Origin of the sequence: Pantoea sp. GM01, assembly GCF_000282675.1 — a bacterium.
Taxonomy (GTDB): Bacteria; Pseudomonadota; Gammaproteobacteria; order Enterobacterales; family Enterobacteriaceae; genus Pantoea; species Pantoea nemavictus.
Map to the genome: position 1 here is coordinate 1 of NZ_AKIU01000029.1, position 14,000 is coordinate 14,000.

Annotated in this window: 12 protein-coding genes; 4 read left to right on the top strand and 8 right to left on the bottom strand. The window is 56.0% G+C overall.

All coding sequences use genetic code 11. The annotated features are described in order from the left end of the window. Nucleotides 1-93: 93 nt before the first annotated feature. Entirely contained in the window at nucleotides 94-333 is a 240-nt protein-coding gene (locus PMI17_RS07680) for a hypothetical protein (protein ID WP_007887866.1), read from the bottom strand. 250 nt (nucleotides 334-583) lie between these two features. Here PMI17_RS07680 and hpxO point away from each other — a divergent pair, with 250 nt between their 5' ends. Beyond that, nucleotides 584-1,741: an FAD-dependent urate hydroxylase HpxO gene (hpxO, locus tag PMI17_RS07685; RefSeq protein WP_007887868.1), complete on the top strand. Its 1,158-nt coding sequence runs from the start codon at nucleotides 584-586 to the stop codon at nucleotides 1,739-1,741. A gap of 46 nt (nucleotides 1,742-1,787) precedes the next feature. Here the strand turns inward: hpxO and dcp are convergent, their stop codons facing one another. From dcp to guaD, 5 genes are all read right to left on the bottom strand, one after another. Next, on the bottom strand, nucleotides 1,788-3,839 hold the full coding sequence (gene dcp / locus PMI17_RS07690; RefSeq protein ID WP_007887869.1) for a peptidyl-dipeptidase Dcp: 2,052 nt from the start codon (nucleotides 3,837-3,839) through the stop codon (nucleotides 1,788-1,790). A 72-nt stretch (nucleotides 3,840-3,911) separates the two neighbouring features. Then, nucleotides 3,912-4,694, bottom strand: a complete 783-nt coding sequence (gene xdhC / locus PMI17_RS07695; protein WP_007887870.1) for a xanthine dehydrogenase accessory protein XdhC — start codon at nucleotides 4,692-4,694, stop codon at nucleotides 3,912-3,914. Further along, on the bottom strand, nucleotides 4,681-7,047 hold the full coding sequence (gene xdhB, locus PMI17_RS07700; RefSeq protein ID WP_007887874.1) for a xanthine dehydrogenase molybdopterin binding subunit: 2,367 nt from the start codon (nucleotides 7,045-7,047) through the stop codon (nucleotides 4,681-4,683). Before xdhB ends, xdhC begins: the two co-directional genes overlap by 14 nt. Further along, the gene (xdhA, locus tag PMI17_RS07705) at nucleotides 7,037-8,479 is read right to left on the bottom strand and encodes a xanthine dehydrogenase small subunit (RefSeq protein ID WP_007887876.1); all 1,443 of its coding nucleotides are present in this window, start codon (nucleotides 8,477-8,479) and stop codon (nucleotides 7,037-7,039) included. Before xdhA ends, xdhB begins: the two co-directional genes overlap by 11 nt. Further along, nucleotides 8,476-9,804: a guanine deaminase gene (guaD, locus tag PMI17_RS07710; protein ID WP_007887877.1), complete on the bottom strand. Its 1,329-nt coding sequence runs from the start codon at nucleotides 9,802-9,804 to the stop codon at nucleotides 8,476-8,478. Before guaD ends, xdhA begins: the two co-directional genes overlap by 4 nt. A 380-nt stretch (nucleotides 9,805-10,184) precedes the next feature. On the opposite strand from guaD, the gene ydfG reads away from it, so the two are divergent. Continuing rightward, on the top strand, nucleotides 10,185-10,931 hold the full coding sequence (gene ydfG, locus PMI17_RS07715; protein ID WP_007887878.1) for a bifunctional NADP-dependent 3-hydroxy acid dehydrogenase/3-hydroxypropionate dehydrogenase YdfG: 747 nt from the start codon (nucleotides 10,185-10,187) through the stop codon (nucleotides 10,929-10,931). A gap of 126 nt (nucleotides 10,932-11,057) precedes the next feature. Here the strand turns inward: ydfG and PMI17_RS07720 are convergent, their stop codons facing one another. After that, on the bottom strand, nucleotides 11,058-11,387 hold the full coding sequence (locus PMI17_RS07720) for a YnfA family protein (protein WP_007887879.1): 330 nt from the start codon (nucleotides 11,385-11,387) through the stop codon (nucleotides 11,058-11,060). Between the two features lie 130 nt (nucleotides 11,388-11,517). Between PMI17_RS07720 and PMI17_RS07725 the strand changes: the two genes are divergently transcribed. Continuing rightward, complete coding sequence (locus tag PMI17_RS07725; RefSeq protein ID WP_007887880.1) at nucleotides 11,518-11,853, top strand: DUF1283 family protein; 336 nt, start codon at nucleotides 11,518-11,520, stop codon at nucleotides 11,851-11,853. 52 nt (nucleotides 11,854-11,905) lie between these two features. Next, nucleotides 11,906-12,202, top strand: a complete 297-nt coding sequence (locus tag PMI17_RS07730) for a DUF1161 domain-containing protein (RefSeq protein WP_007887881.1) — start codon at nucleotides 11,906-11,908, stop codon at nucleotides 12,200-12,202. Between the two features lie 30 nt (nucleotides 12,203-12,232). Here PMI17_RS07730 and PMI17_RS07735 read toward each other — a convergent pair whose 3' ends face one another. Beyond that, complete coding sequence (locus PMI17_RS07735) at nucleotides 12,233-13,693, bottom strand: MDR family MFS transporter (protein WP_007887882.1); 1,461 nt, start codon at nucleotides 13,691-13,693, stop codon at nucleotides 12,233-12,235. Between the last annotated feature and the right edge of the window lie 307 nt (nucleotides 13,694-14,000).

A 14,000-nucleotide genomic window follows, 5' to 3' on the forward strand; every position in this document is an offset into this window, starting at 1 on the left:
CAGCCGATGGCGAACGAAAGTCGCTCAGCGCTTAACTGATGGCATTACGCCATTCATGGCGACCAGTCATCGGTTATGACAGATTTATTTCACTTAGCGACACTGGCTGGAACAGTTTTGTGCACAAATTTGTGCCAGCGAGCCGCAGCCGCCGTTGTTATCGTTTTTACACTGTGATTGCTGCACATAGCAGTTTTGCTGACACGCTGAAACATCGCACTTGGCGGCGATCGGCGTGAGTTGCACCACCGGTGCTTTGCGCTCCGGCTGCCATTGCGGTTGTGCCAGCACGCTGGTGCTGAACAGCAACGCGAAAACCATGATCCACTTCATGAGTGATTCCTCGCAGAAAGGGTGTAAAGAGTATGGCTGTTGCGCGACCAATTACCATGCTGAAACATTTGATTCATCATCGCGCATAAATTGCCCTTATCCAGTGCATCGTTGCGCGCCATCGTAGTGCAGCATAGCCAGGTTGAATGCTGCTGCTTCAAAATAAAATCAAGTAGATAGCCGCAGTTCGGTAAATCCGCCAATTTGGTACAAAAGTTGCAATCTCTTCTGTATAGCAAAGGAGACGGTTATGAAAGCGATTGTGATTGGCGCAGGCATTGGCGGTATGAGTGCTGCGATTGCGCTAGAAAAGGCGGGATTTACCACGGCGGTGTTTGAAGCGGTGAAAGAGATGAAGCCAGTGGGCGCAGCCATCTCCATCTGGCCAAACGGCGTCAAATGCCTCAATGCGTTAGGCATGAAAGAGCCGCTGCGCGCGCTGGGCGGCAACATGGCATTTATGGCTTATAACGATGCGCACAGCGGTCATACGCTCACCCGTTTCAGCATGAAGCCATTGGTGCAGCAGGTGGGTGAATATCCCTATCCGGTGGCGCGCGCTGAGTTACAGGCAATGCTAATCGATACTTACGGACGTTCGCGCATCAGCTTCGGCAAGCGCGTAACGCAGGTAGAGCAAACCGAACAAGGTGTCACCGCCTGGTTTGATGATGGCAGCCAGGCCGAGGGCGATTTCCTGATTGCCGCCGATGGTGCGCATTCGGTGATTCGTCACTATGTGCTCGGCGAGCGCGTGGAGCGACGCTATGCCGGCTACGTGAACTGGAACGGTCTGGTAACCATTGATGAAACCATCGCGCCTGCCGATCAGTGGACCACTTTTGTCGGCGAAGGCAAACGCGTGTCACTGATGCCGGTCAGCGATAATCGCTTCTACTTCTTCTTCGATGTCCCGCTAGCCAAAGGCCTGCCGGAAGATCGCGCGACGCTGAAAAACGATCTTAAAGGCTACTTCAGCGGCTGGGCCGATCCGGTGCAACGCTTGATTGAAAGCCTCAATCCGCAAACCACTAATCGGGTAGAAATTCACGATATCGAACCTTTCAGCCGTTTCGTCAAAGGTCGTGTGGCCTTGCTGGGCGATGCGGCGCACAGCACCACGCCGGATATCGGGCAAGGTGGCTGTGCGGCAATGGAAGATGCGGTGGTGCTGGCGCAGACGCTGGCGTCGCATTCGCTGGGGATTGAGGATGCGTTGCTGCGCTACGAAGCGCGGCGCGTGGATCGCACCAAAGATCTGGTCCTTAAGGCGCGCAAGCGCTGCGATGTGACGCATGCGAAAGATGCAGAGGTGACTGCGGCGTGGTACGCGGATTTGAAAAACGAAACCGGCGAGCGCGTGCTGGCCGGGATGATCGATACCATTGAAGGCGGGCCGTTTGGCTAACCGATGTTGCATAAGGTGCGCATACCCTGCGCACCTGGATAAAACCTTACCCTTCCTCTAACCCACGGTTTTTCAGCATCGGACCGATCTCCGGCTCTTTGCCGCGCCATGCCAGCCACAGATGCTGCAGGTCGGTGCTGTTGCCGCGTGACAGGATATGCTCGCGGAACTGCTGGCCGTTTTCACGCGTTAATCCGCCGCGCTCGACAAAGGCTTGATAGCCATCGTCGGCCAGCATCTGCGTCCAGATATAGGCGTAATAACCTGCTGCATAGCCGCCACCCCAGATGTGACGGAAATAGCTGGAACGATAACGTGGCGGCACTGCGGCCAGTGCAATGTTTTCGGCGGCCAGCGCCTGCAGCTCAAAGTGGCTGACGTCCTGCGGATTATCATCTGTGGTCAGAGAATGCCACTGCAAATCAAGCAGCGCCGCGGCCAGCAGCTCGGTCATGTCGTAGCCTTTGTTGAATTTCGCGGCACGCACCATCTTGTCACGCAATTCGCCAGGCATCGCCTCGCCGCTTTGGTAGTGACGCGCATAGTTAGCAAACACCGCTTCGTTGCTGGCCCAATGTTCATTAATCTGCGACGGGAACTCAACAAAATCGCGCGGCGTGGCGGTGCCGGACAAGCTCGGATAACGCTGCGTGGCAAATAAACCGTGCAGCGCATGACCAAATTCATGGAACAGCGTGATCACTTCATCCCAGCTCAGCAGCGCCGGCTGGCCAGCCTGCGGCTTGGTGTAGTTGCAGACGTTGTAGATCACCGGCCTGGTGCCGAGCAGCGTGCTTTGGTCGACAAAATTACTCATCCACGCGCCGCCGCTTTTGTTATCACGCTTGAAGAAATCGGTGTAGAACAGCGCTAGCGGCGTGTCATCGGCATCGAAGATCTCGTAAACGTTGACGTCCGGATGATACACCGGCAGATCTTGGCGCTGGCTGAAACGGATGCCAAACAGCTGGCTGGCGGACCAAAACACGCCCTTCTCCAGCACGTTGTTCAGCTCAAAATAAGGGCGGATTTGGCTCTCATCCAGCGCGTATTTATCTTTGCGTACCTGCTCGGCATAGAAATTCCAGTCCCAGACGCGCAGCGGGAAACTGTGATGCGCTTGCTCAATGGCGCGCTGGATATCAGCGGCTTCGCGTTCGGCGCGCGCTCGCGCGGCAGGCACAATGTTACGCATAAAGGCAAACGCGGCATCCGGCGTTTTCGCCATCTGGTCCTGCATGCTCCACGCGGCATAGGTTTTGAAACCGAGCAGACTCGCCTGCTGGGCACGCAGTTGCGCCATGCGTAACACGATGTCGCGCGTGTCGTTTTCATCGCCCTGCTCACTGCGCGTCAACGCCCGCTGGAACAGCGCTTCACGCGTAGCGCGCACGTGCAGCGATTGCAACGCCGGTTGCTGGGTGGTGTTTTGCAACGCGATCAACCATTCTCCCGCGAAACCGCGGGCTTCTGCTGCAGCTTTGGCATGCGCCAGCTCTTCATCGCTTAGTCCGGCTAACGCTGCCACATCACTCACTATATAGGCACCGGCTTTGGTGGCGGCCAGCAGCTTGTTGCCGAAACGGGTGCTGAGGCTTGCAAGCTCCTGATTACAGGCGCGCAGCTGGGTTTTATCGGCTTCGCTCAGGCTGGCACCCGCCAGCTGGAAATGTTGCCAGGTGACTTCCACCAGACGCATCGCTTCGGCATCCGGACACTGCGAACCGCGCTGTTGATAGACGCTATCGAGGCGGGCAAACAGCTGGCTGTTGAGGCAAATTTCATCATTCAGCGCGGTGAGCTGCGGGGTAATCTGCTCGTCGATTTCCTGTAAGCGATCGCTGGTATTGGCGGATGTCATCGCACCAAACACCAGATTGACACGTTTTAACAGCTGACCACTGCGCTCCAGCGCCTCATAGGTGTTGGCAAAGCTTGGCGCATCCGGATTGCTGGCAATCGCCGCCACTTCGCGGCGTTTCTCTGCAATACCCGCTTCCAGCGCAGGCAGAAAATCGTCTTCCTGAATCTGATCAAAGGGTGGCGTTTGATACGGCAAACTGCTGGTGGTGAAAAACGGATTGGCTCGTGAAGTCATTATCGCTCCTGATAATCAGCAACGCCGCACGGCGGCGGCGGGATGTTTCTATCCTGGCAGTTTCCACCTCTCTCAACAACTTATCGCCTGCTGCTGATAAACGCTGATGATTTCGCCCGCCACCGCCACCGCAATTTCCGCTGGCAACTTGCCCTTCACATCCGCTAAACCAATCGGGCAGCGCAGGCGCGCAACGGATTCGGTGGCAATGCCTTTGCCCTCCAGCCGATAACGAAAGCGCTGGGCTTTCGTCGCCGAGCCAATCACTCCGGCATAGCGGAAATCGCCGCGGCGCAGAATCGCCTCGCTGAGCGCCAGATCCAGCGGATGATCGTGGGTCATCACCACAAAGTAACTGTCGGGGGCGGCTTCCCGCACACAGTCGATAGGATCGTCGACCTGGCGCACCGTGACGCCAGCCGGTACCGCGCGAAACTGCGCGGCGCGGCTATCAATCCAGGTGATATGGCACGGTAAGGTTGCCAGTAAATTTACCAACGCCTGGCCAACATGACCGGCGCCAAACAGGTGAATTTCTGGCTGATGCTGCATCAGCGGTTCAAACAGCAACGTGGCGTGACCGCCGCAGCACTGGCCGAGACGTGCGGCCAGCGCGAACTCTTCACTGCGCGGTTGCGTGCACCGCTGCTGCAGCATGGCACGCGCTTGCGCAATGCACTGATATTCAAGATGACCACCGCCAATCGTCAGAAACGTATCGCTGGCGCTCACCACCATCTTGCTGCCGCGATCGCGCGGTACCGAGCCACGCTCGCTGAGCACGGTGATAAGCACGCAGCTCTCGCGCTTTTCGCGCAGGCTGTGTAGCACGCTGATCCAGTCATGATAAATCATGCTCTGCTCCTGATAAGCGCTGAATCCCCCAGAACACCCGCTCTGGCGTGGCGGGTGCATCCAGTTGCGGATGGCGGCGATAGTTGTCGACGCTGGCGACGGCATCCTGTAACGCACACCATACGGCGATGCCTAACATAAAGGGCGGCTCGCCAACGGCTTTCGAATGGAACACCGTGTCCTGCGGATTTTTGCGATTCTCTACCAGCGTGACGCGTAAATCGCTCGGCACATCGCTGATCGCCGGGATTTTATAGCTGGCTGGGCCGTCGGTGAGCAGTTTGCCCTTATCATTCCATACCAGCTCTTCGCAGGTGAGCCAGCCCATGCCCTGCACGAAACCGCCCTCCACTTGCCCGATATCGATAGCGGGATTCAGCGAGGCGCCCACATCATGCAGAATATCGGCGCGTAGCAGGCGGTATTCGCCGGTCAAAGTATCGACCAACACTTCACAGCAGGCGGCGCCGTAAGAGAAGTAATAGAACGGTTTGCCGCGTCCGGCAGCACGATCGTAATGGATGCCCGGCACTTTATAGAAGCCGGTGGCAGAGAGCGGCACCTGGTTAAGCCAGGCAAGCTGCGCCACCTGAGCAAAAGTGAAGTGCTTCTCACCGACGCGCACAATGCCGTTGCTAAAGCTCACCGCGCCAGCAGCACATTGATGCTGCTGACACAGCATCTCGGTCATGCGCTCGCGCAGGATTTGCGCGGCATTCTGCGCCGCTTTGCCGTTAAGATCGGCGCCGCTAGAGGCGGCCGTTGGCGAGGTGTTCGGCACTTTGCCGGTATCGGTGGCGGTGACCTGAATCTGGCTGATATCGATTTGCAGCACTTCCGCCACAATCTGCGCCACTTTGGTATTTAAACCCTGACCCATTTCAGTGCCGCCATGATTGAGCTGCACCGTGCCATCGGTGTAGATCAAAATCAGCGCGCCCGCCTGATTAAGGAAGCTGGAGGTAAAGGAGATGCCAAATTTCACCGGCGTCAGCGCCAGCCCACGTTTCATAAAACGGTTGCTGGCGTTAAACGCGCTAATTTCACGGCGACGTGCCGCATATTCACTGCTGGTTTCGAGCTGGGCGGTCATCTCATCCAGCAGATTGTCCTCCACCTGCTGGTGGTAATGGGTGATGTTGCGATCGGTTTTGCCGTAATAGTTGCGTTTGCGCAGCTCAAGCGGATCCAGTCCCATTTCACGCGCGATGTGATCCATGATCTGCTCAATCGCCACCATGCCCTGCGGGCCGCCGAAGCCGCGATAAGCGGTGTTAGACGCGGTGTGGGTGCGGCAGCGATAGCCAGTGATCAGCGCATCGCCCAGATAATAGGCGTTATCGGCGTGGAACATCGCGCGATCGACAATCGATCCGCTGAGATCGAGTGAATAGCCGCAGTTGCCAGCCAAATCAATTTTCACGCCACAGAAGCGGCCATCTGCCTCAACGCCGACGTCGTAACGCACAAAAAACGGATGGCGTTTGCCGGTAATCTGCATATCGTCGCGCCGCGCCAGACGCATCTTCACCGGTTTACGCAGCTGGCGTGCGGCGATAGCACATAAACAGGCCACACCCGCCGCCTGCGTCTCTTTGCCACCAAAGCCTCCGCCCATGCGTCGCATATCGATGGTGACTTTATTCATGGTGATGCCCATCACTTCCGCCACCAGTTTTTGCACTTCGGTGGGGTTTTGCGTGGAGGAGAACACCTGCAGGCTGTCATCTTCGCCAGGAATCACCAGCGCCGTCTGGGTTTCCAGATAGAAGTGTTCCTGGCCGCCGATATGAAACTCGCCCTGAATTCGCCGAGGCGCTCGCGCCAGCGCGGCTTCGGCATCTCCGCGTTGATGAACATGTGGCTGCTGCACAAAGAAGCGCTGTTCCAGTGCTTCACGCACGTCGAGTACCGCCGGAAGTGCTTCATACTCAATCATCGCGGCTGCGGCGCCGGCACGCGCCGCTTCCGGAGAGTCAGCCGCGACGGCAATCACAATTTGGCCAAAGTATTCGATGGTGTCCTGCGCCAGCAGCGGATCGCCAGGCTCCAGCGGGCCGACATCGTTGAGGCCTGGCACATCGCGCCAGGTCAGTACGCTGACCACCCCCGGCACCGCGTAGCAGGGTTGCACATCGAGTTTGGTGATGCGCGCGTGCGCATGCTCGCTGAGGCGCGGACTGAGATGCAGTAATCCCGGAAGATCGGGCTTATCGTCAATATATAGCGCTTCACCGGAGACGTGCTTGTCGGCACTTTCATGTTTGTTGCTGCGCCCCACGCCAGTTTGCATGCCGGTGGCGAACTGCGTTTTCAGCAGGGTTTCATTCAGTTCCGGGCGGTTATGAGACATAGCGCGACACCTCGGTAATGGTCAGCTCGCCAGACGCTTGCGCGTAGTAGCGGCGCAGCAGATTGCGTGCCACCTGCAGGCGATAATCGGCGCTGGCGCGGAAGTCGCTCAGCGGCTGGAAATCCATGCTCAGCGCGGCACAGGCTTTTTCAATGCTGGTGAGATTCAGCGGTTGGCCAAGCAATGCTGTTTCCGCTGCCAGCGCGCGTTTCGGGGTTGCTGCCATGCCGCCAAAGGCGATACGCGCTTCCACAATCACCTCGTCGTTGATGTGCAGATTGATGGCGGCAAACACGGCGGAAATATCGTCATCCAGGCGTTTCGCCACTTTCCATGCGGTAAAGTTGGGTGACACCGTCACTTTAGGGATAGTGATACTGTGAATGAACTCACCCGGCTGCATTACCGTTTGACGATAAGCGGTAAAGAATTGATCGAGCGGAACTTTTCTCTGCTGTTCACTCTGCTGCAATACCAGTTGTGCGTTCAACGCCAGTAGCATTGGCGCACAATCGCCAATCGGGGATGCATTGCCAATGTTGCCGCCTAACGTGCCCTGATTGCGGATTTGCAGCGAGGCAAAACGCTCCAGCATATGGCTAAATGCCGGGATCTGCTGCGCCAGAAACTGGTAGCACTGGTGTAAGGACGCGGCGGCACCGAGATAAATATGGTCTTGATCCTGGTGGCAAATCTTCAGTTCGTTAACCTGCTCCAGCGCAATCAACAGCGGCAAGCGTTGATACTGCTGGGTAATCTGCAGTGTCAGATCGGTGCCGCCCGCCACTAAACGCGCCTCGGGATGCTGCTGATAAAGATCGGCGAGCTGCGCCACGGTTTTCGGCAGATAACAGCGACTGCCATCGGCTTCGATGATCTGCACTTCATCGTTGCTGAGCGCCTGTAAACGCTGCACCAGCGAGGCGGCGTTGGCGGTGAACGCATCTGTACGTGCGTGTTCACAGGCCTGCTGTGCTGCATCCATGATCGGACGATAACCGGTGCAGCGGCAGAGATTGCCCGCTAATGCCTGTTCCGCCTGATGACGATTCCAGCCATCACTGTTTTTTTGCAGGGTGAACAGTGACATCACAAAGCCCGGTGTGCAGTAACCGCACTGCGATCCGTGGCAATCAACCATCGCTTGCTGCACGCTGTGCAGTTCGCTGCCCTGTTTAAGATCTTCCACAGTGATCAGTTGCTTACCCTGCAGGCTGCTGACCAGCGTCAGGCAGCTGTTGACCGCCTGATAGTGCATCTGGCCATCGACGACCTTACCGAGCGTAACGGTGCAGGCACCGCAATCCCCTGAGGCGCAACCCTCTTTGGTGCCGCGTCGCTGCTGCGCACCTCGCAGGTAGTTGAGCACGGTGAGATTGGGATCCAGCGCGTGTTCGGTGACTAAACGATTGTTGAGTAAAAACTGAATCATGCGATTTGCTCCTCACTTTCGCGCTGCCATACCGGCTTACCGCTCACCCAGGTCTGCGCAATATTGCGGTCATCGCCCAGCGTCATCAGCACAAAAAGGCGCTCCCAGATATCTTTGCTGTTGGCATGGCGCAGCTGCTGTAGCGGCGAGACTGCCGGGTCGAGCACCACGAAATCGGCCTCTTTACCGGGATTAAAGTTGCCGATGACGTCATCCAGATCGAGCGCGTGCGCGCCGCCCAGGGTGGCGTGATAGAACGCTTCGCAGGCGCTGAGTTTGTACTGCTGTAACTGACCGACTTTGTAGGCTTCGCCGAGCGTTTGCAGCAAATTAAAAGTGGTTCCCGCGCCAACGTCGGTGCCGATACCCATGCGCACGCCCTGCTGCCAGCAGCGTTTGATATTGAACAAGCCGCTGCCGAGAAACAGGTTTGAGGTCGGGCAGAAAGCAATCGACGAATCGGTGTCGTGCAGGCATTGCCACTCTTTATCTTCCAGATGCAAACAGTGGGCGAACACGCTGCGTTTGCCGGTGAGTTGGTGATGATGGTAGACGTCGAGATAACCGTCACGCTCCGGGAACAGTGCTTTTACCCAGGCGATCTCCTGCTGGTTTTCACTCAAGTGCGTGTGCATCCAGACATCCGGAAACTCTTCGCGCAGCTGACGCACTTTGTCTAGCAGCGCCGGCGAGGATGTGGGCGCAAAGCGCGGCGTGAGCGCATAGCTCAGGCGACCACGTTGATGCCAGCGTTCAATCAGTTCACGCGTGTGCTGGTAGCTCTGTTCCGGCGTTTCGGTTAGGTATTCCGGCGCGTTGCGATCCATCATCACTTTGCCGGCAATCAGGCGCATATCCAACTGATGCGCCGCGCTAAATAATGCATCCACCGACTGCTTGTGCACAGTACCAAACACCAGCGCGGTGGTGGTGCCGTTTGATAACAGTTGCTGCAGGAAGAACGCCGACATTTTTGCTGAGTGATCGGGACAGTGATATTGGCTTTCCACCGGGAAGGTGTAGTGATTCAGCCATTCGAGTAACTGTTCGCCGAAGGCACCAATCATCTCAGTTTGCGGGTAATGAATATGGGTATCGATAAAGCCCGGCACAATCAGTTTGCCGCGCAGATCGGTAACCTCTGCCGGATTGACGCGCCCTTCCGCGATCTGCCAGCTTTCGAGGCTGACCACTTTGCCGTCGCGCAGCGTTAATAAGCCATCTTCGAGATAGCGCGCGTTAGCGGCGATGTCGTCCGGCTGCGCGGCCAGAGCGGTGATATCAAAGAAGCTGGCGCGCAGCAGCGTTTCGGATGCGTAAGGCATAACGGTTCCTTGGTGCTTTTTATGTGCAGGTAATTGCTTAAAGATAGTTTGCAAAGCGCATGCCAACGCAAAGAACAAAAAATACTGTTTAAATTCAATATAATAGGTTGATTTGACTGGTTTTTGTGTCAAGCTGGCATCGCAATCGTATGCGCAACCGGTTGCTTATAGTGGCAAACGGTTGCTATTTAACATTGCGGTGATTTTTGTCCCATAGCGCCTGTTTTTAACCCAAGGACGTGCGTCTTTGTGGTGCGCGATTGCACTCTCAACGTGCAGGTAAAATCCTGCAACAGCTTGCATTTGGTTTTCATGAGCATGGGTTCAAGGTTAATGCTAAGGTGTGGCTGATAACCTAAAATCGTTTAAGGAACAGTGAGATGATTATTTTTGTTACTGGCGCAACTGCTGGTTTTGGTCAAAGTATCACCCGCCGCTTCATTGCTACAGGTCACAAGGTGATCGCCAGCGGACGTCGCGCTGAGCGCTTAAAAGAGTTGAAAGAAGAGCTGGGCGACAATCTATATACCGTGCAGCTGGACGTGCGCAATCGCGCCGCCATCGACGAAGTGATTGCCGCCCTGCCCGCCGAATGGCGCGATATTGATGTGCTGGTGAACAATGCCGGCCTGGCGCTGGGTGTTGAACCGGCACATAAAGCCAATATTGAAGATTGGGAAAATATGATCGACACCAACAATAAGGGCTTGGTGTATATGACGCGCGCGGTGCTGCCTGCGATGGTTGAGCGCAACGTGGGGCATATTGTGAATATCGGTTCAATTGCCGGCAACTGGCCATATTTAGGCGGTAACGTTTATGGCGCGACCAAAGCGTTCGTTCGCCAGTTCAGCCTGAATCTGCGTACCGACCTGCACGGCACCGCGCTGCGCGTAACCGATATTGAGCCAGGTTTAGTTGGCGGCACCGAATTTTCTAACGTGCGCTTTAAAGGCGATGATGGCAAAGCGGAACAGGTATATGAAGGCACCACCGCACTGACGGCCGAAGATGTTACCGAAGCGGTATATTGGGTGACCACACTGCCAAAACACGTCAACATCAATACGCTTGAGATTATGCCCGTAACGCAAACCACCGCAGGTTTGAAGGTGCATAAAGGCTAACAGCAGCTGCACGCTGCGCCATCGAGATACCCGGGGCGACCATCCCGTGAGGCGCTCCGGCGGCTTTCGCCGCTACGACCTCATCGGGATGTTTCCCCTAATATCGTACTTTCATGTTGTCGGTGATTAAACACGGCTCCAGCCTGCAACGATGATCAGCATACCGCTAAAAGCAACCAGCGCGCCGACCCAATCCCACGTACTCAGCTTCACACCATCCACCACACGCAGCCAGATTAGCGCGGTCAACACATACACGCCGCCATACGCCGCATAGACGCGTCCGCTTGCCGCTGGATGCAGCGTCAATAACCAGACGAACAGCGCCAGGCTCGCCGCCGCCGGCACCAGCAGCCAGGCCGTCATGCCCCTCTTTAGCCACAGCCACGGCAGGAAACAACCCACAATTTCCGCGATCGCAGTGATAAAAAACAGCAAGGTGGTTTTCACCAGCATGGAAAGTCTCTCACTAAGCTAAACAGAGTGCTCACCGCTGGTGAGCAAAGAAGCAGCGATGATATACTAGCGACTAAGGTTGTTACAGCCGCGATCCCGGCTGTGCTGGTGTTAACTGAAGGAAATGACAATGAAAAAACTGTTTTCTGCCCTGCTGGCTACCGTGCTGACTTCCAGCGTGTTGCTAGCTGCGCCAATGGCTTCCGCCAAAACCGATCGCCTGATTATTGAAGATGGTAGCAGCGCATCCAGCAATGAAGCCGCTCGCCAAAGTAAAGAGCAATGGAACGATACCAAAAACCTGCGTAACAAAGTAAATACGCGCGTTGAGAAAGAGTTCGACAAAGCCGATAAAGCCTTTGATACCCGCGACTCCTGCGAGAAGAGCTACAACGTCAACGCATACTGGGAACCCAATACGTTGCGCTGCCTTGATCGTCGTACCGGACGTCCGCTGGCGCCATAATCGGTCATCACTGCTATAGTTTTGATAGGAATTCTGACCAACGGAGTGAATGATGAAAAAACGTAATGCAGTTCTGTTGATGGCGATGCTGGCGCTGCCGGTTCTGGCGCAGGCATCTTGTGAAAGTGTTAAAGCGGACATCAGCAAAAAAATTATTAATAACGGCGTTGCCGAATCGGACTTCACGCTGGATATCGTGGCCAATGATCAAGCCGATCAGGTCGGCGGTCAGGTTGTGGGCCATTGTGAGAACGACACACAGAAAATCGTCTACAAGAAAAATGGTCGTGACGGCGACAGCAGCGTACCAGATAGCGCTGGCAGCTCGCAGGATACGCCAGCGCAGTAAACCTTCGGGCGGCTCTCAGGCCGCCCTGCTTTACTCCACTTCCGGCCTTTGACGCGGCATCATCCACGCTACCCACAGCGTTAACAGCGCAATCAGCAGTGAAACCACAAACACCCAATGTAAAGAGCTGGCAATTTGCCCGGTCCAGTCATGCAGCGTCGCCTCCGGCAGCGCCTGGCGGCTCTGGTGCGACATGATTTTTTGCATCGGATCGTCGGCCTGCGGCAGACGCAGCGAGAGGTTGAGATTGAGCACCGCGCCTAATAATGCCGTTCCAATTGCCGAGCCGATCATGCGACTGAACATGATTGAAGCGGTGCAAATGCCACGAATATCGTAATGGGCATGGTTCTGTACCGACACCAAAAAGGTGGTGCTGGTCATGCCCATGCCGGTGCCAATCACAAAGGCGGTTAAACCGGCCTGCATGATCGAGCTGTCGCTGCGCAGTAGCAGCAGCAATGCGCTACCAGCGATCAGCAGTAACGCCCCCATTTGCGCAGTGAAGCGGTACGATGTCACCAGCATCAATCGTCCGCTCAGGGTGCTCGCCAGCGGCCAGCCAATCGACATCATCGCCAATGCGCTACCCGCCTGCAGCGGCGTGCCGCCGGTAATCCCCTGAATCCACGTCGGCAAAAAAGCGCTGATGCCCATCATGCTGGCACCGATAATCAGATTGCCGACGTTGCCGGCGACAATCAGCCGACTGCGCCAAATCTCAAGCGGGAAGAGCGGTGCATCGGCGCGCTGTTCATGATGTTTCAGGCGCCAGGCAGCAACCAGCGCTAACAGCAGGAACGGCAGCAGCCAATAACCCAGTACCTCGGCTTGCAACAGCGCCACCAACAGCGCCGTGACGCAGATCATCAGCCAGCAACTGCCGGTGAGGTTAAGCGTGGTTTGCTGGTTCTGCTCACGTGTCGGTAGAAAACGCGCCAGCAGCAGCATGGCGATGAGGCCAATCGGCACGTTGACCCAGAAAATCACCGACCAGCTAAAGTGTTGCACCAGCCAGGCGCCGCTGAGCGGGCCAATGATCGCTGCGACGCCCCAGACGCTAGAGAGCCAGCCCTGTACGTTCGCACGTTCGCGTGGCGAGTAGACGTCCGCCACGATGGTTGAGGTAAGCGGCATAATCGCACCTGCGCCCAATCCCTGAAAGGCACGGAACAGGATCAGCCACGTCATGCTGTGGGCAAATCCGCATAGAATGGAGCCGACCAAAAATAGCGACACGCCGATAAACAGCAGCCGTTTGCGCCCCCACATATCGGCTAAGCGGCCATACAGCGGCACACTAACCGCCTGCGTCAGCAAATAGATGGAAAATACCCAACCGAACTGCGCAAAGCCGCCAAGATCGGCAATGATGGTCGGCATCGCGGTGGCCACGATGGTGACTTCAATCGCCGCCATAAACATCGCTAGCATGCAGCCGATGAGAATCCAGTGACGATGTTCCGTGTTCAATTCTGCAGTTTCAGTCATACGTCTCCCTAATTTCTAACAAGGCTAGCTCAAAATTCACCGCAGCAGTTTCCTCTGTGTGCGCCACTTTGTGACGCCGTCACCTATTTCGATGAAAATATTTTATTGTCGGATAATGCCTTATTCCACGCGGGTTAAGCACAATTTTTTATCGTTTCTATCTGTCTGATTTTGCCGCAAAAACTGGCGCTTATCGGCAAGCATTGCTATAGCTTTTTACGGTGCTTTCCAGTTATTCGCTGTAAAAGCATCTGTTAACAGTCATTTTAACTGCAATTTAAAAGGATGAAGGATTTTCGTAGGTGTG

What these genes read in the sequence shown, in the direction of transcription:
- xdhB (WP_007887874.1), bottom strand. Translation starts at nt 7,047, where the DNA reads ATGTCTCATAACCGCCCGGAACTGAATGAAACCCTGCTGAAAACGCAG.
- xdhC (WP_007887870.1), bottom strand. Translation starts at nt 4,694, where the DNA reads ATGATTTATCATGACTGGATCAGCGTGCTACACAGCCTGCGCGAAAAG.
- hpxO (WP_007887868.1), top strand. Translation starts at nt 584, where the DNA reads ATGAAAGCGATTGTGATTGGCGCAGGCATTGGCGGTATGAGTGCTGCG.
- PMI17_RS07735 (WP_007887882.1), bottom strand. Translation starts at nt 13,693, where the DNA reads ATGACTGAAACTGCAGAATTGAACACGGAACATCGTCACTGGATTCTC.
- xdhA (WP_007887876.1), bottom strand. Translation starts at nt 8,479, where the DNA reads ATGATTCAGTTTTTACTCAACAATCGTTTAGTCACCGAACACGCGCTG.
- ydfG (WP_007887878.1), top strand. Translation starts at nt 10,185, where the DNA reads ATGATTATTTTTGTTACTGGCGCAACTGCTGGTTTTGGTCAAAGTATC.
- PMI17_RS07725 (WP_007887880.1), top strand. Translation starts at nt 11,518, where the DNA reads ATGAAAAAACTGTTTTCTGCCCTGCTGGCTACCGTGCTGACTTCCAGC.
- PMI17_RS07720 (WP_007887879.1), bottom strand. Translation starts at nt 11,387, where the DNA reads ATGCTGGTGAAAACCACCTTGCTGTTTTTTATCACTGCGATCGCGGAA.
- guaD (WP_007887877.1), bottom strand. Translation starts at nt 9,804, where the DNA reads ATGCCTTACGCATCCGAAACGCTGCTGCGCGCCAGCTTCTTTGATATC.
- dcp (WP_007887869.1), bottom strand. Translation starts at nt 3,839, where the DNA reads ATGACTTCACGAGCCAATCCGTTTTTCACCACCAGCAGTTTGCCGTAT.
- PMI17_RS07730 (WP_007887881.1), top strand. Translation starts at nt 11,906, where the DNA reads ATGAAAAAACGTAATGCAGTTCTGTTGATGGCGATGCTGGCGCTGCCG.
- PMI17_RS07680 (WP_007887866.1), bottom strand. Translation starts at nt 333, where the DNA reads ATGAAGTGGATCATGGTTTTCGCGTTGCTGTTCAGCACCAGCGTGCTG.